General features: G+C 73.2%; 17 protein-coding genes. 10 read left to right on the forward strand and 7 right to left on the reverse strand.

Going from position 1 to position 20,546, the window contains the following annotated elements:
* Window positions 1-118 precede the first annotated feature (118 nt).
* The 4 genes from FHT37_RS09890 to FHT37_RS09905 form a co-directional block, all read right to left on the reverse strand.
* Window positions 119-1,009: a sialate O-acetylesterase gene (locus FHT37_RS09890; protein ID WP_183480522.1), complete on the reverse strand. Its 891-nt coding sequence runs from the start codon at window positions 1,007-1,009 to the stop codon at window positions 119-121.
* Between the two features lie 110 nt (window positions 1,010-1,119).
* A complete protein-coding gene (locus tag FHT37_RS09895; RefSeq protein ID WP_183480524.1) occupies window positions 1,120-2,148 on the reverse strand; it encodes an acyltransferase in 1,029 nt (342 codons plus the stop codon).
* Window positions 2,145-3,350, reverse strand: coding sequence for a pyridoxal-dependent decarboxylase, exosortase A system-associated (locus tag FHT37_RS09900; protein WP_183481478.1), 1,206 nt, complete (start codon window positions 3,348-3,350; stop codon window positions 2,145-2,147). The genes FHT37_RS09895 and FHT37_RS09900 overlap by 4 nt, the downstream gene beginning before the upstream one ends.
* A 106-nt stretch (window positions 3,351-3,456) precedes the next feature.
* Window positions 3,457-5,064, reverse strand: a complete 1,608-nt coding sequence (locus FHT37_RS09905) for an acyl-CoA ligase (AMP-forming), exosortase A system-associated (protein WP_310739733.1) — start codon at window positions 5,062-5,064, stop codon at window positions 3,457-3,459.
* 252 nt (window positions 5,065-5,316) lie between these two features.
* Between FHT37_RS09905 and FHT37_RS09910 the strand changes: the two genes are divergently transcribed.
* From FHT37_RS09910 to FHT37_RS09950, 9 genes are read left to right on the forward strand one after another with little or no spacing between them, the layout of a single operon-like run.
* Window positions 5,317-5,568, forward strand: coding sequence for an acyl carrier protein (locus FHT37_RS09910; RefSeq protein WP_091732902.1), 252 nt, complete (start codon window positions 5,317-5,319; stop codon window positions 5,566-5,568).
* Between the two features lie 27 nt (window positions 5,569-5,595).
* Window positions 5,596-6,486 carry a hydrolase 2, exosortase A system-associated gene (locus FHT37_RS09915; protein WP_183480528.1) on the forward strand — a complete coding sequence of 297 codons (891 nt, stop codon included), beginning with the start codon at window positions 5,596-5,598 and terminating at the stop codon, window positions 6,484-6,486.
* Entirely contained in the window at window positions 6,483-7,418 is a 936-nt protein-coding gene (locus FHT37_RS09920; protein WP_183480530.1) for a hydrolase 1, exosortase A system-associated, read from the forward strand. The genes FHT37_RS09915 and FHT37_RS09920 overlap by 4 nt, the downstream gene beginning before the upstream one ends.
* Window positions 7,419-7,448: 30 nt before the next feature.
* A complete protein-coding gene (locus FHT37_RS09925) occupies window positions 7,449-8,285 on the forward strand; it encodes a hypothetical protein (RefSeq protein WP_183480532.1) in 837 nt (278 codons plus the stop codon).
* Window positions 8,286-8,302: 17 nt separating this feature from the next.
* On the forward strand, window positions 8,303-9,505 hold the full coding sequence (locus FHT37_RS09930; protein WP_183480534.1) for a DegT/DnrJ/EryC1/StrS family aminotransferase: 1,203 nt from the start codon (window positions 8,303-8,305) through the stop codon (window positions 9,503-9,505).
* 10 nt (window positions 9,506-9,515) lie between these two features.
* On the forward strand, window positions 9,516-10,814 hold the full coding sequence (locus tag FHT37_RS09935) for a glycosyltransferase (protein ID WP_183480536.1): 1,299 nt from the start codon (window positions 9,516-9,518) through the stop codon (window positions 10,812-10,814).
* Window positions 10,811-12,070: a GNAT family N-acetyltransferase gene (locus FHT37_RS09940; protein WP_183480538.1), complete on the forward strand. Its 1,260-nt coding sequence runs from the start codon at window positions 10,811-10,813 to the stop codon at window positions 12,068-12,070. Before FHT37_RS09935 ends, FHT37_RS09940 begins: the two co-directional genes overlap by 4 nt.
* A gap of 10 nt (window positions 12,071-12,080) precedes the next feature.
* The gene (locus FHT37_RS09945) at window positions 12,081-13,535 is read left to right on the forward strand and encodes a lipopolysaccharide biosynthesis protein (protein WP_183480540.1); all 1,455 of its coding nucleotides are present in this window, start codon (window positions 12,081-12,083) and stop codon (window positions 13,533-13,535) included.
* Window positions 13,528-14,874, forward strand: coding sequence for a 3-deoxy-D-manno-octulosonic acid transferase (locus FHT37_RS09950; protein ID WP_183480542.1), 1,347 nt, complete (start codon window positions 13,528-13,530; stop codon window positions 14,872-14,874). Before FHT37_RS09945 ends, FHT37_RS09950 begins: the two co-directional genes overlap by 8 nt.
* 141 nt (window positions 14,875-15,015) lie before the next feature.
* On the opposite strand, the gene FHT37_RS09955 is transcribed toward FHT37_RS09950, so the two are convergent.
* Entirely contained in the window at window positions 15,016-16,263 is a 1,248-nt protein-coding gene (locus FHT37_RS09955; protein WP_221210990.1) for a glycoside hydrolase family 99-like domain-containing protein, read from the reverse strand.
* 5 nt (window positions 16,264-16,268) lie between these two features.
* Complete coding sequence (locus FHT37_RS09960; RefSeq protein WP_183480544.1) at window positions 16,269-17,363, reverse strand: hypothetical protein; 1,095 nt, start codon at window positions 17,361-17,363, stop codon at window positions 16,269-16,271.
* A 209-nt stretch (window positions 17,364-17,572) separates the two neighbouring features.
* On the opposite strand from FHT37_RS09960, the gene FHT37_RS09965 reads away from it, so the two are divergent.
* Window positions 17,573-19,234 carry an asparagine synthetase B gene (locus tag FHT37_RS09965; protein ID WP_183480546.1) on the forward strand — a complete coding sequence of 554 codons (1,662 nt, stop codon included), beginning with the start codon at window positions 17,573-17,575 and terminating at the stop codon, window positions 19,232-19,234.
* Here FHT37_RS09965 and FHT37_RS09970 read toward each other — a convergent pair.
* A complete protein-coding gene (locus tag FHT37_RS09970) occupies window positions 19,128-20,450 on the reverse strand; it encodes an AAA family ATPase (protein ID WP_183480548.1) in 1,323 nt (440 codons plus the stop codon). The two genes, FHT37_RS09965 and FHT37_RS09970, sit on opposite strands and share 107 nt — an antisense overlap.
* Between the last annotated feature and the right edge of the window lie 96 nt (window positions 20,451-20,546).

Raw genomic sequence — 20,546 nt, forward strand, 5'->3', positions numbered from 1 at the left:
CCCGTCGAAGGCGCGACGATACGCGCAATCCGGGCACCGCCACGCCCCTCCGAGGGGGGATCGTCGTCGAGGAGAACCGCCGTCGTGAAGCGGGCTTCAGGCCGCCGTCATCGACCCGTCAAGGCGCGGCCCGGGCGGCCGGCGCCAGCACCTCGGCCCACATCGCCGCCGCGCGCGCCGCGCCGTCGGTCGTGAAGTGACAGCCGTTGCGCAGCGACGGGCCCAGCGTGTCGGTGTCCGGGCCTGCGCGGAAACCGCTGCCGGGGATCGCGAGCAGTTCCCGCACCGCCTCGCGCACCTGGCCGCCGTCCTGCGGCGGGCAGTAGGTCGAGCGCGCGATCCACCACGGCGCGTCCACGCCGCGCGCGGCCACGCCGGCGCGCAGCGCCGCGAGCGCGTCGCGGTAGTCGGCCATCGCCGTGCGCGCGCGCACGTCAGCCTCGCCCTGCTGCCACAGCACCGCCGCCACCGGCCAGCGCGTGCCCTTGATCCGGTCCATCTGCGTCTGCCAGTAGGCGCGCAGCGCGCTGTCCGGGGCGGTCCACTCGGCGATCGAGCTGCCCTCCACCGCCACCACCGCCCACACGATGGGCCGACCCTGCCAGCGCCCGCCCAGCGCCTGGTGCACCGCCGGCCAAAGGCTGCCGCCGGTGCCGGTGCCGCCGGGAACCGGCGCGGTGGACATGCCACAGCCGCCCAGGTGCAGCACCGGCATCGGCGGCACCGGGGCGGCCGCGGGCGGGATCGGGTCGGCGTGGTTGGCCGCGTTCGACTGGCCCATCACCACGATCACCACCGGCTGCTCGCCCTTGAACACCGCGCCGCAGTCGGGCGCCGTCACCGGCATGTCGTGGATCGCGGCCAGCCGCCGCGCCAGGTCGTCGGCGGGCGTCGCGCCCTTGGACTGTCGCAGCATCGCCACCCCCGCGGCGATCATGCCGGCGCAGGACAGCAGCGCCACCGCGCCGATCGCCAGCGGGATCAGGGAGTTCTTCCGTTCTTCGGTCATCGGGGATCCGGCGCGCGCCGCGCTTCGAGTCGTGAGGAAACATCGGCGCGCCCACGCGCCGGCGAGCGCGCATTGTCTTCGTACCGGCGCGGACCCGGCACGCGCGCCGCTCAGCCCTGGGCGGGGGCCGCGCCCGGCCGTGGCGAGCGGGCGCGGTAGCGGTCGCGGATCCAGCGCATCGCGGGCAGCTCGACCAGCCGCGTCAAGCCATGCGCCAGGCCGGCCGAGACCGCCATCGCCAGCGCGATGGCCAGGGGCGTCGGTACGCCCCAGCCCTCCAGCCGGTGCAGCAGCGCCCAGCCGATGTTCTCGTGCAGCAGGTAGAGCGTGTAGGAGATCGTCCCCAGCCACAGCAGCAGCGGATGCTCCAGCCAGGTCCAGCGCCCGCGCGCGGCGCCCTGCAGCACGACCAGGAACACCGCGGCCAGCGCCGCCAGCGCCCAGCCGTCGGCCAGGCCGATCGCCAGCAGCGCCGCCGCCACGAGCGCGCGATCGGCGGACCCGCCGGTGCGGCTCAGCCGGTAGACCGCCACGCCCAGCGCGAACCAGGCGATGTAGGGCAGCAGCAGCCAGCGCTGCCCGATCCACGGCAGGTCCACGCCCCACGCGAGCAGCGCCACGGCGTAGACCAGCCGCAGGGCCAGGCAGGCGAAGAGGAAGTTCCGCAGCCCGACGCCGCCGCCAAGCCGGAAGCTGGCCAGCGCCCAACAGTAGAAGAGCAGCTCCACCTCCAGCGTCCAGTACACGTTGTCCACGTGCGGGACGCCGAAGAAGCCCTGCACCATCGTCAGGTTGGCCAGCAGCACCTCCCAGCCCACGGTCATGCCGGGCAGGCCCAGCAGGTGCGTCAGCGCGAAGCTCAGCAGCAGCGCGCCCCAGTAGGCGGGATAGAGCCGGCTGAAGCGCGACACGACGAAGTCCATCGGCCGCGCGGTGCGCTCCAGCGTCATGAAGATGACGAAGCCGCTGATCATGAAGAACAGGTTCACGCCCAGGTGCCCGAAGGGGACGGCCACCCGCAGCGGCTGCGTGTGGCCGAAGAGCTGCTCGTAGCGGGTCGTGTAGTGGAACAGCACCACCGCCAGCGCCGCGATGCCGCGCAGGGCGTCGACTTGCGCCAGGCGGGGCGCGGTGTTCACACCAGGACCTCCGCCGCGCCCGGGTGGCTCAAGAAGCCTTGCGGGCTGGCGGTGATGCCGTAGGCGCCGGACTGGAACACGACCACCAGGTCGCCGGGCTCCGCCCGCGCCAGGCTCATGCGCTCGCCCAGCAGGTCCAGCGGCGTGCACAGCGGGCCGACCACGGACACGCCGGCCTCGGGCTCGGCGCCGATCCGGTTGCCGATCGCCACCGGATAGTTCTTGCGGATGACCTGGCCGAAGTTGCCCGAGGCCGCCAGGTGGTGGTGCAGGCCGCCGTCGGTGACCAGGAAGACCTGGCCGCGCGACACCTTGCGGTCCACGACGCGGCACACATAGACGCCGGCCTCGCCGACCAGGTAGCGGCCGAGTTCGACCACCAGCTTCGCCTGCGGCAGCTCGACGGCGGCGCGCTCGATCAGGGCCGCGAGGTTGGCGGCGATCGGGCCCAGGTCCAGCCGCTGCTCGCCGGGGAAGTAGGGGATGCCGAAGCCGCCGCCCAGGTTCAGCACCTTCACCGGCGCGGGCGCATGCCGCGCCAGTCGCAGCGCGAGCTCGAAGCTCTTGAGCTGGGCCTCGACGATGGCCTCGGGCTTCAGGTTCTGGGAGCCGGCGAACAGGTGGAAGCCCTCGAAGCCCAGGCCCGCCTCGCCGATGCGGGCCAGCAGCTCCGGCACCTGCTCGGCGTCGACGCCGAACTGCTTGGGGCCGCCGCCCATCTTCATGCCGGAAGACTTGAGCTCGAAGTCCGGATTGACGCGCACCGCCACCCGCGCGGCGTAGCCGGTCTCGGCGCAGAGCGCGCGCAGCAGCTCGACCTCGCGGAAGGATTCGAGGTTGATCAGGATGCCGGCGGCCAGTGCCTGGCGCAGCTCCAGCGCGCTCTTGCCGGGGCCGGCGAAGCTGATCTCGCGCGGATCGGCGCCGGCGTCCAGCGCGACCTGCAGCTCGCCGGCGGAGGCGACGTCGATGCCGTCGACCAGGCCCGCCAGATGCGCCACCAGCGCCGGCATCGGGTTGGCCTTCATCGCGAAGTGCAGCTCCAGCTTCGGCGGCATCGCGGCGCGCAGAGTCTCGACCCGGCGCGTCAGCAACGCGCGGTCATAGGCATAGAACGGCGTGCGGCCGATGCGGTCCGCGAGCCGCGTCAGCGGCTGGCCGCCGACCAGCAGCACGCCGTCGCGGGACTCGAACTGGTCCATAGCCGCGTGCCGCGGCGCGGCCTTGGCGGACGCCGCGGGGGCGAGGGATTGGGGCTGGTCGTCGATGCTCACGGTGCGGGGGGCCGGCGCGGGTCGCTCGGCGCTGTCATTGGGCTTCCTGCCGGGCCACCCAGTCGGTGCTCAGCAGCTTGCGGTCGATCTTCCCGTTCGGGTTGCGGGGCAGCGGCCCGGCCTGCGACTCGATGCCGGACGGGATCATGTAGGCCGGCATGCGCGCCTTGCAGGCCGCCAGCAGCGCGGCCGCGTCGAGCGCCTCGCCGCCGGCCGGCGGCGTCGCGATCACCTGGATCGCCTGCCCCAGCGTCGGATGGTCGACGCCGAAGGCGACGCACTCCCCCACCAGCTGGGTCGCGTACAGGATCTCCTCGACCTCGGTCGGGCTGACCCGGTAGCCGGAGGTCTTGATCATCTCGTCGCGCCGGCCGATGAAGTACAGGAAACCCTCGGCGTCCTGGCGCACGTTGTCGCCGGAGAAGACCGCGAACTCGGGCAGCTGCAGGCCGGACTCGCGGCCGCCGACGCCCGGCGGCAGCAGCTTGTAGCGCTCGGCCGTCTTCTCGGCATCGTTCCAGTAGCCCAGGCCGACCAGCGCGCCGCGATGCACCAGCTCGCCGGGCTCATCGGGCGCGCAGGGCGTGCCGTCCTCGCGCAGCACCAGGATCTCGGCATTGGGGATGGCCTTGCCGATCGAATCGGGCCGGCGGTCCACCTCCTCCGGCGGCAGGTAGGTCGAGCGGAAGGCCTCGGTCAGGCCGTACATCAGGAAGGGGCGCGCCGACGGCACCCGCTGGCGCAGCAGGCCCAGCGTCTCGCGCGGCATGCGGCCGCCGGTGTTGGCGAAGTAGCGCAGCTGCTGGTCGATCGCCGCCGGCCATTCGAGCTGCGCCAGCTGGATGTACAGCGGCGGCACGGCCGTCAGACCGGTGATCCGGTCGCGTTCGAGCGCCTTGAGCACGTCGCGCGGCATCAGGTAGTTCAGCAGCGACACCGACGCGCCGGCGTGGAAGGCCGTCGTCAGCTGGCTGAAGCCGGCGTCGAAGGACAGCGGCAGCGCGGCCAGCAGGCGGTCCGACGGGCGGTTCTCCAGGTAGCTGGCGACGCTCTTCGCGCCGGCGACCATGTTGCGATGCGACAGCACCACGCCCTTGGGCCGGCCGGTGGAGCCGGAGGTGTAGAGGATGGCCACCATGTCGGTGTCGATGACGCGGTGTGCGGCGCGGGCCGGGGCGTCCAGCAGCTCGCTGTAGCGGACCCAGCCCTGCGGCTCGGTGCCGGGCGCCGGGTCGACCAGCACGACATGGCGCACCGAGGGGCATTGCGCCAGCACTGGCTGCAGCGCCGCGTAACGGTCGCGCGAAGTGATCAGCACGCGGACCTCGCAGTCGCGCACGATGAAGCCGACCTGCTCGGGCTTGAGGATGGGATTGACCGGGACGAACACGCCGCCGGCCGCCGGCGCCGCGAAGCTGGCGACCACGGTCTCCAGCCGCTTGTCCAGGTAGATGCCGACGCGCTCGGCCCGTTCCAGGCCCAGCGACAGCAGGCCGCTGGCCAGCGCCCGGACCTGCGCCGCGAGCTCGCCGTAGTTCAGCGCGCGGCCGCCGTCGCGCAGCGCCGGCGCCGCCGGATCGCGCTCGGCGCTGTGCCAGATCAGGTGCGGGAGCAGGTGGCTGTCGTTGGCGGAAGCGGTCACGGCGAGGTCACGTGGCGGTGAATGGGCGGTGAATGGGCGGTGGACGGAGCGGTCACCGGACGGAGGGCGCAATGGGGATTCCGGGGCCGATCCTCGCCGATCGAGGCCAAACAAGGGACCCATGATCGCGGCGAAAAAAAGTATCTCACGCGGTCCCGCGGCAGGACCTCACGAACGGGGGGAGATCCCCTTGGGATGGGGGGGCGCCCCGGGGGTTCCCAGAGGGGGCCACAGTTAAGATCCGCCCCGATCATGAACACCCAACACCACCTGCTCGCCATCCTCGACGACGTCCTGAGCCTGGAAGGCCGCGCCAAGGACTTCACCGTCGACACCGCGCTGCTGGGCGCGATCCCGGAGCTGGACTCCATGGCGGTCGTCAGCCTGATCACCGCGCTCGAGGAACAGTTCGGCATCGTCGTCGACGACGACGAGATCGACGGCGCCACCTTCGCCACGGTGGGCGCGCTGCTGGACTTCGTGAACGGCAAGCTCGCCGCCTGAGCGGCCGTCCGCCGCCGCCCGGATCCCATGGCCGCCGCCGACACGCCGTTCTTCCTGGATGCCGGCGCGCGCGGCCAGCGGCTGTGCGTGCACCATGCCGCCGCCGCGCCCTTCGCCGCCGCGCCGCGTGGCCAGATCCTGCTCCTGCCGCCGTTCGCGGAGGAGATGAACAAGTCCCGCCGCATGACCGCTCTGGCGGCGCGCGCCTTCGCCGCCGCCGGCTTCGAGGTCCTGACGCTGGACCTGCTGGGCTGCGGCGACAGCAGCGGCGACTTCGGCGACGCGAGCTGGGCGCACTGGCAGGACGATGTCCGTCTGGCCGCCGCCTGGCTCGACGCCCGCGCCCTGCCCCGTCCCGATGGCCAACGGCCGCCGTTGTGGCTGTGGGGCCTGCGCGCCGGCGCGCTGCTGGCGCCGGCCGTGTTCGACGCGGTGGCCGACCGGCCGCTGCACCTGCTGCTGTGGCAACCGGTGACCGCGGGCAAGCTCCAGCTCCAGCAGTTCATGCGGCTGCGCGTGGCGGCCGACCTGATCGGCGGCCAGGCCAAGGGCGCCGTGCAGGCGATGCGCGACCAGCTCGCGCGCGGCGAGCCGGTGGAGATCGCCGGCTACCTGCTGGCCCCGGCGCTGGCCGAGGGGCTGGACGCCGCGCAGCTCAAGCCCTCGCCGCGCGTGGCGCGGGTCGCGTGGCTGGAGCTCTCGCCGCGCGAGGACGCCACGCTCACCCCGGCCGCGTCGATGGCCCTGCAGGCCTGGCAGGCCCAGGGCGCCGAAGTGCGCGCGGCGGTCTGTCAGGGACCGTCCTTCTGGGCCGCGACCGAGATCGAGGAAGCCCCTCGCCTGATCGAGGCCAGCCTCGCCGCGCTGCGGGCCGAGGCCGACTTCGCCGCGGCGCCCGCCGAGGCCATCGCCGCATGAGCGCGCTCGCCGCCACCACGCACCGCGACAGCGTGCTGCGCATCGACTGCGAGGGCGCGTCGCTGGTCGGCCTGCTGAGCGAGCCGGCCGAGGCCACCGCGGCGACCGCGCCCTCGGACACCGGCGTGCTGCTGATCGTCGGCGGGCCGCAATACCGCGTCGGCAGTCACCGCCAGTTCACCCTGCTGGGTCGCGCGCTGGCCGCCGCCGGCGTGCCCTGCCTGCGCCTGGACCACCGCGGCATGGGCGATGCCCAGGGCGACCAGCGCGGCTTCGACCAGCTCGACGCCGACATCGCCGCCGCCCTCGACGCCTGGCAGCGCGAGCGCCCGGCGCTGCGGCGCGTGGTGCTCTGGGGCCTGTGCGACGCCGCCTCGGCCGCGCTGCTCTACGTGCACCGCCGCCGCGACGCGCGCATCGCCGGCCTGTGCCTGGCCAACCCCTGGGTCCGCACCGAGGCCAGCCTGGCCCGCACGCAGGTCAGGCACTACTACCTGGACCGGCTGCGCCAGCCGTCGTTCTGGCGCAAGCTGCTGAGCGGCCGGGTCGGCCTGGGCGCCGTCCGCGAGTTGCTGGGCAAGCTGGCGCAGGGCCGAGCCGCGCCGGCCAAAACGTCGGCGGGAACGTCGACCGGAAGGTCGGCCGGACCGGCGGCCGCGGACCCGCGCCACTACACCGAGCAGATGGCCGACGGCCTGCGCGCCTTCGGCGGTCCGGTGCTGCTGATCCTGTCCGGCGACGACTACGTCGCCAAGGAATTCCTGGACCGCTGCCGCGACGGCGGCCCCGCCTGGCGCGGCCTGCTCGGCCGCCCCGGGCTGCGCCGCGAGGACCTGCCCGACGCGGACCACACCTTCTCCACCGCCGCCTGGCGCGCGCAGGTCGAGCGGCTCACCGCCGCCTTCGTCCGCGACGTGCCGGCCGCCTCCTGACCGGAACCCCGGCCCACCCGGAGCACCGCCATGTCCGCCCTTCCGTTCCCCCGCGCCGGCTGGCGCACCCTCGCGCTGGCGCTGGCCGGCGCCGTCGTCACCCAGGCCGCCGTCGCGCAGGGCGTGGGCTGCGGCGGGCTGGCCAACAACTACGGGCCCTACGACTACCGCCAGTACAAGGACGCGCCGGAGATCGACCCGGTGACCAAGCAGATGTCGCCGCTGCTGATGGTCGAAGGCGCCCACTTCATCGACACCTGCGAGGCGCTGGTCAAGTGCAAGCGCGGCACGATCGGCAGCGACATCGACTACACGCTGCGCGCCTTCCCCAACCACCACCGCGCGCTGGTGGCGATGATGCTCTACGGCGAGCGCACCAAGCGCGACCAGCCGCCCGACGCGCTGTTCACCGTCGACTGCTACTTCAAGCGCGCGCTGGCCTGGAAGGCGGACGACGTCATCGTGCGCCTGATCTACGCCGGCTACCTGAACGGCAAGGGCAAGCCGGGGCCGGCCAAGGAGCAGCTGGAGGCCGCGTCCAAGCTGACCGGCGACAACGCGTTCTCGGTCTACAACGTGGGCATGGTCGCGCTGGACCTCAACCAGGTCGACATGGCGGTGGACGCGGCCCGCCGCGCCTACGGCGCCGGCATGACGCACCCGGTGCTGCGTCAGCGCCTGATCGCGATCAACCGCTGGCCGTCGGACATCCAGCTGCCGGGCGAGGCCGCCTCGGCGCCCGCGCCCTCGGCCTCCGAGCCCGCGCCGGCCGCTTCCGCGCCGGCGTCATCGCCGGCATCGCCATCGGCGCCGGCATCAGGCCAGGCCCCGGCGTCCGGCGCCGCCACGCCGCCCGCCTCCCGCTGACCGGCAGGCCCTCCGACTTGAGCCCGCCGCCTCCCATGCTCGCGCCCCGGCTGCCCGTCATCGGCTGGCGCACCTTCGCCGGTGCCGCCCGGGTCGACCAGCACAGCCTGCTCGACCATCCGCGCCACCTGCTCACCACCAGCGGGCGCGCGGCCATCCTGCTCGCGCTCGAGTGCTTGGACGTCGGTCCGGGCGACCTGGTGCTGCTGCCGTCCTACCACTGCCCGACCATGGTCTCGCCGGTGAAGACGCTGGGCGCCGACGCGGCCTTCTATCCCATCGACGAGCACGGCGTGCCGCGCCTGGACTGGCTCTCGGCCCACGGCCCGGCGCATCCGAAGGCGCTGCTGGTGCCGCACTACTTCGGCCTGCCGCAGCCGATGGACGCGGTGCGCGCCTGGTGCGACGCGCGCGGCATCGCGCTGATCGAGGACTGCGCGCATGCGATGTTCGGCCGCGCCGGCGCGCGGCCGATCGGCTCCTGGGGCGACGTCGCGATCGCCAGCCTGACCAAGTTCTTCCCGACGCCCGAGGGCGGCATCCTGGCGCTCAACCGTGCCGACCTGGCCCTGCCGCCGCTGACGCCAGCCGGTCGCATCGAGCAGGTCAAGGCGGCGTCCGACATCCTGCACATGGGCGCCACGCACGACCGCCTGACGGGGCTGAACCGGCTGATCCGCGGCGCCTTCGCGCTCAAGAGCGCGCTGCGCCGCGTGGTGAGCGGCGGCGGCGCGCCGGCCGCGCCCAGCCATTACGGCGAGCTCGACGAGAGCGGCGAGATCGACGCCAACATGGCGCTGATCGACCTGCCGCTGTCGCACCGCGCGCTCACGCGGGCCAGCGGCTGGATCTCGCGGCGCGTGCCGCGCCATCGCATCGTCGAGGCCCGCCGCCGCAACTACGCGCTGTTCACCGAGGCCTTCAGCGACCGCGACGGCGTGCACCCGCTGCTGCCGGCCCTGCCGCCGGACTGCGCGCCCTACGTCTTCCCGCTGTGGGTGCGCACGCCCGACCCGGGCTACCTGGAGATGCGCCGCCTGGGCGTGCCCGTGTCGCGCTGGGACCGGCTCTGGCCCGGCGTGCCGGCGCTGCCGGGCGATGCCGGCAAGGCCTGGTCGCACCACGTGCTGCAGCTGGCCTGCCACCAGGACCTCACCGACGCCGACCTGCGCCGCATCGTCGAGCAGGTCGAGCGCCTCTTCATCGCGCCCGCGCGCTGAGGCCCCGGTCATGCGGCGCGTGCTCATGGTGTCCTTCCAGTTCCCGCCGATGGCGGGCAGCAGCGGCGTGCAGCGCGCCTTGCGCTTCGCGCAGCAGCTGCCGGCGCTGGGCTGGTCGCCGAGCGTGCTGACCGCGCATCCGCGCGCGCATGCGCACACCGGCGACGACCTGCTCGAAGAGATCCCGCCGGAGCTGCCGGTGCGCCGGGCTTTCGCGCTGGACGCCGCGCGGCACCTGTCGATCGGCGGCCGCTACCCGGGCTTCCTGGCGCGGCCGGACCGCTGGCACAGCTGGCTGCTGGGCGCCGTGCCGGCCGGCCTGCGGCTGATCCGCCAGACGCGGCCCGACGCGATCTGGAGCACCTATCCGATCCCGACGGCGCACCTGGTCGGCTACTGGCTGTCGCGCCTGAGCGGCCTGCCCTGGGTCGCCGACTTCCGCGACCCGATGGCCCACGACGGCTACCCGGCCGATCCGGTGCTGTGGCGCAGCTTCGCCGCGGTCGAGCGCAAGGTCTTCGCGCGCGCGGCGCGCTGCACCTTCACCACGCCCGGCGCGGCGCGGCTGTATGCGAAGCGCTTCCCGGCCGCCGCCGACCGCCTGCGCGTGATCGAGAACGGCTACAGCGAGGCCGCCTTCCAGCAGGCCGAGCGCGCCGTGCGGATGGAAGGCGCGAACGCCCCGCCCTCGACGGCTGCAGCGCCCGCCGCCGGCCCGCGCGTGTTGCTGCACAGCGGCGTCGTCTATCCCGACTGGCGCAGCCCGGCGCGCCTGTTCGAGGCGCTGGCCGCCGCCAAGGTCGCGGGCCGGGTCGACGCGGCGCGACTGCGGCTGCGGCTGCGCGCGACCGCGCATGACGACTTCGTGCTGGCGCTGGCGCGCCGGCTGGACGTGGCCGACCTGGTCGAGGTCGCGCCGCCGCTGCCCTATGCCGACGCGCTGGCCGAGATGCTGCGCGCCGACGCGCTGCTGCTGCTGCAGTCGAACGACTGCAATGACCAGATTCCCGCCAAGGCCTACGAGTACCTGCGCGCGCGCCGCCCGGTGCTGACGCTGGCCGACCCGGTCGGCGACACCGCGCAACTGATGCGCCGCGCCGGCCTGCCGCGGATCGCGGCGCTGGAGGACGGCCCCGGCGTCGCGGCGGTGCTCGATCGCTTCCTCGATGACCTGTTCCATGGCCGTGCCGCGCTGCCCGCGGCTTCGGCCATCGCCGCCGCCTCGCGCGAGTCGCGCACCGGCGAGCTCGCCCGCGTGCTCGACGAAGCCTGCGCCCCCCAGATGCCCACCGCCGAGGCCCGCCCATGACCCCGACGACACCCCACACGCCGACCACGTCGCCCCTATCCACCAACGCCCGCTGGACGCTCATCCCATTGCCGGACGCGGCCGCCTTCGCGCCGCACGCCGCCGCCTGGGATGCGCTGCAGGCGCGCGTGGCCGGCCTGCCCTTCCTGGAGAGCGCCTTCCTCACGCCGCTGCTGCGCTCCTTCGGCACCGGCCGCGAGCGGCTCGCGCTCTTCGGTGACCCGAAGGCGCCGCGCGCCGCGGCCATCGTGGCGCCAGCAGGCGCCGGGCAGTGGTCGACCTTCCAGCCCTCGCAGCTGCCGCTGGGCGCCTGGCTGAGCGACGCCGGCGCGCCGCTGGAGGCCCTGGCCGACGGGCTGCTGCGCGCGCTGCCGCTGTCGGCGCTGGCGCTGGGCCTGACGCAGCTGGACAGCCTCTTCCATCCGCGCGCCGACGATGGCGCGCGCTGGCGCGGCCAGGACTACATCGACACCGCCTGGGTGGACCTCGCCGGCGACTTCGAGACCTACTGGGAAGCCCGCGGCAAGAACCTGCGCCAGAACCTGCGCAAGCAGCAGAAGAAGCTGGACACGGCCGGCACGGTCACGCGGCTCGAATGCCTGACGCGGCCCGAGGACGTCGCGCCGGCGCTGGTGCGCTATGGCCAGCTCGAGGCCAGCGGCTGGAAGGGCTCCGAGGGCACGGCGATCGCGCCGGGCCATCCGCAGTACGAGTTCTACCGCGCGATGCTGGAGGCCTTCGCGCGGGACGGCCGCGCGCGCCTGTACCAATACTGGTTCGACGACGCCGTCGTCGCGATGGACCTGTGCATCGAATCGGGCTCGAAGATCGTGATCCTCAAGACCGCCTACGACGAGGCGCACAAGGCGGTGTCGCCGTCGACGCTGATGCGGCAGCTGCAGTTCCAGCAGCTCTTCGAGGCCGCCGCCGCGGGCGGGCCGATCCGCCGCATCGAGTTCTACGGCAAGGTCATGGAGTGGCACACGCGCTGGACCGCCGACGCGCGTCCCATCCACCACGCCACGCTGTACCGCTGGGGCTGGGTGCCGCGGCTCAAGCAGTGGCTGCGCCGCGGCGCGGCCACGGCGCCCGCGCAGCCGGCCGAAGCCGGCCCGGCCGCCGCCGAAGCGCTGGCACCGACGGCCTCAGCCACGACGGCGCCCGCCCCGACCGGTGCGCCGGTCAACACGCCCCACGCGGGCGCCGCGACGGGCGCGCCGGGCGCTTCGTCCGCACGGGCGGAGTCCGCGCCATGAAGGGCGACGCATGAGCAAGTCGCCGACCGTGCGCGGCGCGCTGGCCTGGTCCTTCGCCGAGCGCTACCTGAGCCTGCTGATCACCGTCCCGACGACGATGATCCTGGCGCGGCTGCTGACGCCGACCCAGGTCGGCGTCTATTCGCTGTGCGCGGTGGTCACCAACCTGGCGTCCATCCTGCGCGACTTCGGCGTCAGCGAATACCTGATCCAGGAACGCGAGCTGGACCGCGAGAAGCTGCGCAGCGCCTTCACCATCACGCTGCTGATGGCCTGGGGCATCGCGCTGGCGATCCTGGGCGGCCGCTTCCTGCTGGCCGACTGGTACCACGAGCCGCTGCTGGCCGACCTGCTGCTGGTGCTGAGCCTGAATTTCGTGATGCTGCCGCTGGCCTCGCCGACCTTCGCGCTGCTCAACCGCGAGATGGCCTTCCACCAGGTCTTCATCGTCCAGGTCAGCGCCAATGCCGCCAACGCCGTCACCAGCATCGCGCTGGCCTGGCACGGCCATGGCGCGATGAGCCTGGCCTGGGGACCGGTGGCCGGGATCGCGGTCCAGGTGGCCGTCCTCGTCTGGCTGCGGCCGCGCGACGCGCTGCTGCTGCCGCGGTTGCGCGGCGTCGGCCGCCAGTTGCGCTTCGGCGCGATGTTCACCGGCTCGCGGCTGGTCGAGTCGGGCTCGCGCAACGGCCATGAACTGATCATCGGCAAGGTCTTCGGCTTCACCGCGCTGGGCCTGTTCAGCCGCGCCACCGGGCTGATCGACCTGCTGGCGCAGACCGTCAGTTCCGCGATCCTGCGCGTGGCCACGCCCGCGCTGGCCGCGGACCACCGCGCCGGCCACAGCCTGGTGGCGCCCTACGCCAAGGGCACCGCCATCTTCACCGGCATCGCCTGGCCCTTCATGGGCGGCGTGGCGCTGCTCTCGGGCGACATCATCGCGCTGCTCTTCGGCCCGCAGTGGCACGAGGCCGCGCCGCTGGCGACGCTGCTCGCGCTGGCCGGCCTGCCCTATGCGCTGACCATGCTGGCGCCCAACGCGCTCGCGGCCACCGGCCAGATCCGCCGCCGGCTCTCGGTGGCGCTCTGGTACGGGCCGACGCACCTGGCCTGCGTAGGCCTGGCCGCGCTGTGGAACCTGCATGCGGTGGCCGCCGTCTTCGTGATCGGCAACCTGGTGCAGGTCGCGATGTACACCCGCCACCTGACCGAGGTGCTGCAGGCGCGCCCGCGCGAGCTCTTCGGCCCGAGCACCGTCAGCGCGCAGCTGGCGCTGGGCTGCTGCGCCGGCCTGGGCCTGGCGCAACTGGCCAGCCACGAGCTCGGCCTGCCGCTGGTGCCGCGCCTGGCCCTGTGCGTCGTGGCGGGCGCGCTGGCCTGGCTGGGCTGCGCCACGCTGCTGCGGCATCCGGCGATGACCGAGGTGCGACGCGCCCTGACCCATTTGCGGAGCCGCCATGCCTGAGCTGACCCCGTCCCTGCCCGCGCCGGTGGCGCCGGCCCCGAGCCGGCGCGGCGAAGCGCTGCGCTGGGCGCTGTTCCGCGCGCTGGAGCGCCTGAGCGACCTGCGCGGCAACAACACGCTGGGCGCGTTCGCGCTGACGCCGACCGACGCGCGCGGCCCGGCGTTGTGGTTCTACGTCACCACCATCGGCGAGCTCAACGCGGTGGCGCCGATGATCGAATGGCTGACCGCGCAGCGCCCCGACCTGCGCCCGGTGCTGATCACCGAGCACGCGCATTACCGCGAGGCCTACCTGGCGCGCCTGCCGCAGGCGGCGGTCTGCATCAGCCGCGGCCACAGCAGCGACGCGCGCCGGCTCGCGCGCGTGCTGCCGCCGGCGATGCTGGCGCTGGCCGAGATCCCCTGCCTGCCCTCGGAGGCGCCCTGCCGCTTCTCCTACGCCTTCCTGCGCGAGGCGCGCCGCCGCGGCGCCGCCACGCTGATGCTCAACGGCTGGCTCTATCACTACGACCCGCCGGCGCGGCTGGACCAGCTCGAGCGCCGCCTGCTGGAGCGCGACTTCCTCGGCGCCTTCGACCTGCTGTGCGTGCAGGACGCCGAGACCGCGCGCGCGCTCGAGGCCCGCGGCGCGCCGCGCGAGCGGCTGCAGGTCACCGGCAACATGAAGTTCGATGCGATGCGGCGGGCCGACTGGCGCGTCGAGCAGGCCACGCGCAGTCCGCGCCTGCTGGGCGAGCTGCTGGCCACCGACCGTCCGGTGATCGTGGGCGGCTGCGTCACCGAGCTGGCGGAGCAGCGCCAGGTGCTGGGCGCCTTCGAGCGGCTGCGCCGCACGCATCCGCGGGCGCTGCTGATCCTCGCGCCCCGCCATCCGGAGAACCTGGAGCGCATGAGCGCGCTGCTGGCGCAGCTCGGCGAGGCCGGCCTGGTGGTGGCGCGGCGCTCGCAGCTGGAGGACGGGCCGCTGGCGCCGCAGGTGCAGTGCCTGGTGCTGGACACCGTCGGCGAGCTGCGGGACTTCTATGCCGCGGCGAGCGTCGCGCATGTCGGCGTCGACCACAACGTGCTGGAGCCGCTGGGGCTCAACAAGCCGCTGACGATCCGCGGCGGCTGGGACACGACCTATCCGTCCTACCCCGTCTACCGGCTGCTGCGCGACCGCGGCGTGCTGCACGAGTGCGATGACGAGGCCAGCATGTGCGACTACTGGCTGGCCGCCATCGACCGCGCCCCGCGCATCGCCGAGGACCTGCGGCGCACCGAGGAGGCGCTCGCGTCGATGCGGGGTTCGGTGGCGCGGCATCAGGCCGCCTGCGCGGCCTGGATCGGGCGGCGCTGAGCCGGCAGCGCCAGAACCCGGGCCGCTCGACGAATCGACGAATCGACGAATCGACGATTCGGTGACTCGGTGACTCGTGACTCGATGGCCCGGTGCCCCGACCTCAGGGGCGCCGTCGACGACTCCAGCCCGTGATGCCGCTCAGCGGCCCGGGCGCAGCGCGTCCCGGGTCGCTTCCAGGTAGGCGTGGCCGTTCATCGTGTCGGGCTCGAGGTGGTTGCCCTCGGCCCATTCGTTCCAGGCATTGATGAACACCACCTGGCGCTTGGGCGGCTGGTGCTGGCGGGTCCAGGCGAGCGCCGCCTCGAGCCAGCGCCGGTAACGCGCCGGCGTGTTGTTCATCAGGATGGTCGCGCCGGCCGAGCGCCGCGCGCTGTTGTCGAAGCCGGGGCTGACGCAGCGCAGGAAGGGATAACGCGGCGCGGGCTTGGCCAGCACGCCGTCGACCATGCGCTGGTAGTCGAAGAAGTTGTGCTCGCCGTAGGCCTTGGGCAGCAGGCCCAGCGCCATCAGCAGCCGCGATTTCCAGCCGGTGAAGTGCCGTCCGCCCAGGCGCCGCCAGTCGGGCGCGAACTCGATCGACAGGTCCAGCCCGACCTCGCGCGGATCGGCGCCGGAGCCGCTGCCGCTCCATTCGAACTGGGCCAGCGTCAGCTCGCCGACGCCCTCCTCGCGCGCGATGCGGCGCCAGGTCTCGAGCGTGCGCCGCGGATCGGGCAGGTGGTCGACCTTGTAGACGATGAACAGCGGCTTGCCGTCGATGCGGATGTAGCGCGGATCGCGGAAGTGCGGCAGCAGCGTGCGGATGTGGGCCTCGTCGTCCTCGTCGGAGTAGCGCTGTTGCATCAGCATCTCGCGCTCGCTGCCGTTCCAGGCGCGGCTCCAGTTCTCGTTGGCCCAGGCCAGGCAGTAGGGGAAGTCCGGCTCGCCGCTGGCGCGGATCTCCTCGACCGGGCGCTCCAGCAGGCGGTGGCCGTTGAACCAGTAGTGGTAGTAGCAGAAGCCGCCGATGCCGTACTGCCGCGCCAGCGCCGCCTGCGCGGCGCGCGCCTCCGGCAGGCGCAGGTCGTAGAAGCCGAGCTCGCCCGGCAGGTGCGGCTGGTGATGGCCCTTGTAGAGCGGCCGCGCCTTGGCGACGTTGCGCCACTCGGTGAAGCCCTTGCCCCACCAGGCGTCGTTCTCCGGGATCGGGTGGAACTGCGGCAGCACGATGGCGATCGCCAGCGGCTCGTCGGGCGAGGACGCGGGCATCGATCCGGCGTCCACCGGGGAACTGGAACCAGCGGTGTCAGCGGCGCCAGCGGTGTCAGCGGCGCCAGCGGCATCAGCGGCTGCTGGCACGGCAGCGGCGACGGGCGGCTGCGGCGTGGCGAGGGCATCAGGAGTCATGCGGCTCATCGGACAGCGGGAGCTTGCAGCGCCTCGCGCCATTGGGCGGCGATGGCGCGCGTGGAGTAGTCGCGCTCGATGGCGGGCATCGCGGCGCGGGCTCGGGCGGCCAGCGGGGCCGGGTCGACGAGGTGCTCGGCGAGGCGGTCCCACTCGTCCAGCGCGCAGAACGCGCGCCAGGGCTGGTAGTCGGGCAAGGGATCGGCCATCACCGGCACGCCCTGGGCCAGCGCCAGCAGCATGCGGTTGTTGCTCTTGGCCATCGTGAAGGCGGTCATGCGGGCCGGCAGCAGCACCAGGTCCTGCTCGCCCAGCAGCGACAGGAAGTGCAGCCGGTCCCAGGGCCGGTAGCGGTGCGGGAAGGCGGCGCGGCCCAGCAGCTCGCGGTAGCGCTGCTCGGAGTTGCTGACCACCGTCAGCCGCAGCGGCTGCCGCCGCGACGCGGCTTCCAGCAGCGGCAGCAGGCGCTCGAGCTCAGCCATGCCGCCGGTCGCGTAGGCGCTGCCGTGATTGCCGAACCACATCAGTTGCCGGGCCTGGCGGCGCTGCGCGCGGTGCTCGCGCAGTTCGCGCCAGGCGCGCCAGTGGCCGCCCCAGCGGCCCGGATGCAGGCGATGCGGCAGCGATTCGAAGTCGCGCGCCGCCGCCGGCGTCTCGACCGGATCGCCGACGACCCGCACCAGCGCGGCGGTCCGCAGGTCCGGCGGCAGCTCGGCCTCCAGCAACGGCTTCAGGCCCGGCGAGGAGACGGTGAACAGCGCGAACAGCGGTAGCGCCTCGCGATAGGCGGCCAGCAGCTCGCCGCGGGCCGGGTCGCCGGATTCGTTCAGGAAATAGTTGTCGAAGCTGTCCAGCACCAGCCGGGCGCCGCGCTCGCGGGCCTGGGCCAGTTGCGCGGTCCGCGCGCGCAGCGCGCCGGGCGAGCCCGCATCCAGCAGCCACTTCGCCTGCACCACCAGCACGCCGCCTGACGGCAGCGCCGGCGATGGCGCCGCCGGATCCAGCACGCGCGATGCCAGGCCCGAGCGCCGCAATTCGCGGCTCGGCATCAGGCAGCGCAAGCGCACGCCGGCGTAGGCCGGGTTCAGCGCGTGAGGCATCCAGTGAATCTGCAAACCGGCTCCAGCACCCGCCACCGGCGGCGGGCAGGCCGCGATTGTGCGGCATGGCCGGGACGCGCACCGGGCCCGCGCTCCCCGCGAACCCAGGGGTCCGCGCGGGTGGAAGCGCCACGTTTCCACGACAGAATCCCCCAGCCCGCGCGCGCACCCTTTCCGCACCGCGGTCGGACCCCGGACCGCCCAGAACGATGACGAGCACCGCCCTTTTCCTCTCCACCGGACAACCGGCCCTGCCGGGCCTTCCCGCCGACGCCCCGGCCGCGCAACGCGACACCGCCTGGCAGACGCTGCTGTCGGCGACCGATCCGGCACCGGCGCTGGCGCAGGTCGGCGGCCGCTTCTCGGTGGCCTGGCGCCAGCCCGGCGGCCGCACCGTGCTGGCGACCGACCGCTTCGGCATCGAGCCGCTGTGCTACCGCATCGTCGGCCACGAGCTGCAGGTCGCCACCCGCGCGGACGACCTGGCCGGCGACGAGGTCGACCTCGATCCGCAGGCGCTGTTCGACTACCTCTATTTCCATGTCATCCCGTCGCCGCGGACGGTGTTCCGCAACATCTTCCGCCTGCCGCCGGGGCATGTGGGCATCTTCGAGCGCGGCGAGCTGCGCGTGCTGCCCTACTGGACGCCGACCTTCCGCGCCGAGCCGGCACCGCGGCTCGAGGACCTGAAGGACGAGTTCCGCCAGATCCTGGAGCGCTCGGTGCAACGGGCGATGCAGGCGCCGGACGCGGCCTGCTTCCTGAGCGGCGGCACCGACAGCTCGACGGTCGCCGGCATGCTGAGCCGCGTCGCAGGCCGGCCGGCGGACACCTACTCGATCGGCTTCGAGGCCGAGGGCTACGACGAGATGGCCTTCGCGCGCATCGCGGCCAAGCACTTCGGCTGCCGGCATCACGAGTACTACGTGACGCCCCGGGACCTGGTCGACGGGATCGCGAAGGTCGCGACCCACTACGACCAGCCCTTCGGCAACAGCTCGGCGCTGCCGGCCTACTACTGCGCCCGGCGCGCGCACGACAACGGCGTGCGGCACCTGCTGGCCGGCGACGGTGGCGACGAGCTCTTCGGCGGCAACACCCGCTACGCCAAGCAGACGGTGTTCTCGTGGTACGGGCGCGTGCCGGGACCGCTGCGGGACTTCGTGCTGCAGCCGGTGTTCGGCTCGCCGGTGGGCAAGCTGCCGCTGCTGAAGAAGGGCGCGAGCTACATCGACCAGGCCCGCGTGCCGATGCCCGACCGCCTGCAGAGCTACAACCTGCTGACGCGGCTGGGCCTGGGCGAGGTGCTGGAAACCGACTTCCTGCGACGCGTCGACCCGCTCGGGCCGCAGAAGCAGCAGCGCCAGGTGTGGAACGCGATCAAGACCGGACGGCTGGTCGACCGCATGCTGGCCTTCGACTGGCGCTACACGCTGGCGGACACCGACCTGCCCAAGGTGGTGGGCACGACCTCGCTGGCGGGCACCTCGGTCGGTTTCCCGATGCTGGACGACGAACTGCTGGCCTTCTCGGAGCGCCTGCCGGCGGACTACAAGCTCAAGGGGCTGAAGCTGCGCTGGTTCTTCAAGGAAGCGCTGCGCGGCTTCCTGCCCGACGAGATCATCGTCAAGAAGAAGCAGGGCTTCGGCCTGCCCTTCGGCGTCTGGGCGACGCGCGACGCGCAGCTGCGCGCGCTGGCGGAGGATTCGCTGGGCAGCCTGGCCACGCGCGGCATCGTCCGGCCGGCCTTCATCGAGAGCCTGCTCAAGCAGCGACTGCCGGAGCACCCCGGGTACTACGGCGAGATGGTGTGGATCCTGATGATGCTGGAGCAGTGGCTGCGAGGGCGGCGGCCGAACTATCGGTTGTGAGTCTCGACAGCTCCAGCTCCCTCAGCCACACCGCGGCTTGTGCGTCCTCCAACACGTAGGGGCCGTCGCCGCTCCACACCAGGTTGGCCTCGCAGAGCCGGGTGAGCGCAACGCGGATGTCGCCCGGCGAGGTGGGCCGCGCCGGCGTGCCCGGCATCGCTGCCAGCAGCGCCGAGATCCGCTCCCCCGCCGCCGGAAAGAACGGCGCGAAGGACGGCCCTGCCTCCGCCATCGATCGCAGCACCGCCTGGTCCAGCGGATCCAGCTTCATCAGCCGATGCAGGAACTCCTGCCGCTCGGCATCGATGTGCCGGCGTGCCATCCGCAACAGCAACTGCTCCTGGCTCTCCGCGGTGGTCGCCACCCGGGCGCTGGCAGCCTGGCAGGCGATGTGGAACACCTCCGGCCGGCGCAGGCAGATCTCGAAGGCCTGGCCCATGGCGTCGAGCGCGGGGAGAAAGGCCGGCGCGTGGGCGGCCCGCTCCCATTCGAAGTAGTCCTCGCCCCCCAAGGTCGGCATCGCCTTCAATGGGGCGCAGTAGAACGCCTCATGCTTGTAGCGGACCAGCCGCTCGATCTTCGCGTGGTGCGAGCCGGTCATCAGCAGCCGGAACATCAGCAGCTCCCGATTGCTCAACTGGTCGCGTGCCGACTTGAGCATGAACATCACTTCGCGCCCGTAGGCGGTGGTCTGCGTGTGCTGGGCTTCGTCGACGATCAGCACGACGGTGCGCCGCGTCAGGTTCGAAAGGCGCTCCAGCGATTGGCGCAGGGAGGGTTGCAGCGCCGGCGCCGGGGCGGCCTTGTCCATGTCGAGTTCGAGGCCCGGCACCTTCAGTCGGGACAGGCGGAACCGCTCCAGCACCGCTTGCGCCGCGGATTTGCGCGCCTTCAGCGCGCGGGCCACCAGTCCGACGATCACGGCGCCCGGGTCCTCGGCGCGGTGCTCCCAGAGGTCGGCGTAGAGGACGAGCGCGCGATGCTGACGCTCGAGTGCGGGAATCAGGTCATGGCGGATGAAGGTGCTTTTCCCCGTGCGGCGGGGCGCCGTGAGGAACATCCCGGAGGCGTAGGAGCGCGACAACAGGCTCGCGGCCAGATCCTCGGCCAGCGCCGGACGGTGGAAGACCCGCTCATCGATCGCGGGGCCAGCTCGGTGCTCCGGCTCGCGCGCCGCGCGGATGCGATCAAGGATGCGATGAAGGACTTGCAGCATGGATTCACCTCCAGGCCGTCCATTCTTGGGCCGCCAGCGCGCGGTGGATTTCACCCAGGCCGTGTCGGCCGGTCGCTCGTTGCGCGGCGCCGACGA

The organism is Mitsuaria sp. BK037, from assembly GCF_014193045.1.
Classification (GTDB): Bacteria; Pseudomonadota; Gammaproteobacteria; order Burkholderiales; family Burkholderiaceae_C; genus Roseateles.

Bases quoted from the DNA above. Each gene is read 5' to 3' on its own strand.
- FHT37_RS09920 (WP_183480530.1), top strand. From the start codon at position 6,483: ATGAGCGCGCTCGCCGCCACCACGCACCGCGACAGCGTGCTGCGCATC.
- FHT37_RS09950 (WP_183480542.1), top strand. From the start codon at position 13,528: ATGCCTGAGCTGACCCCGTCCCTGCCCGCGCCGGTGGCGCCGGCCCCG.
- FHT37_RS09945 (WP_183480540.1), top strand. From the start codon at position 12,081: ATGAGCAAGTCGCCGACCGTGCGCGGCGCGCTGGCCTGGTCCTTCGCC.
- FHT37_RS09955 (WP_221210990.1), bottom strand. From the start codon at position 16,263: ATGACTCCTGATGCCCTCGCCACGCCGCAGCCGCCCGTCGCCGCTGCC.
- FHT37_RS09965 (WP_183480546.1), top strand. From the start codon at position 17,573: ATGACGAGCACCGCCCTTTTCCTCTCCACCGGACAACCGGCCCTGCCG.
- FHT37_RS09890 (WP_183480522.1), bottom strand. From the start codon at position 1,009: ATGACCGAAGAACGGAAGAACTCCCTGATCCCGCTGGCGATCGGCGCG.
- FHT37_RS09925 (WP_183480532.1), top strand. From the start codon at position 7,449: ATGTCCGCCCTTCCGTTCCCCCGCGCCGGCTGGCGCACCCTCGCGCTG.
- FHT37_RS09915 (WP_183480528.1), top strand. From the start codon at position 5,596: ATGGCCGCCGCCGACACGCCGTTCTTCCTGGATGCCGGCGCGCGCGGC.
- FHT37_RS09970 (WP_183480548.1), bottom strand. From the start codon at position 20,450: ATGCTGCAAGTCCTTCATCGCATCCTTGATCGCATCCGCGCGGCGCGC.
- FHT37_RS09910 (WP_091732902.1), top strand. From the start codon at position 5,317: ATGAACACCCAACACCACCTGCTCGCCATCCTCGACGACGTCCTGAGC.
- FHT37_RS09940 (WP_183480538.1), top strand. From the start codon at position 10,811: ATGACCCCGACGACACCCCACACGCCGACCACGTCGCCCCTATCCACC.
- FHT37_RS09960 (WP_183480544.1), bottom strand. From the start codon at position 17,363: ATGCCTCACGCGCTGAACCCGGCCTACGCCGGCGTGCGCTTGCGCTGC.
- FHT37_RS09900 (WP_183481478.1), bottom strand. From the start codon at position 3,350: ATGGACCAGTTCGAGTCCCGCGACGGCGTGCTGCTGGTCGGCGGCCAG.
- FHT37_RS09935 (WP_183480536.1), top strand. From the start codon at position 9,516: ATGCGGCGCGTGCTCATGGTGTCCTTCCAGTTCCCGCCGATGGCGGGC.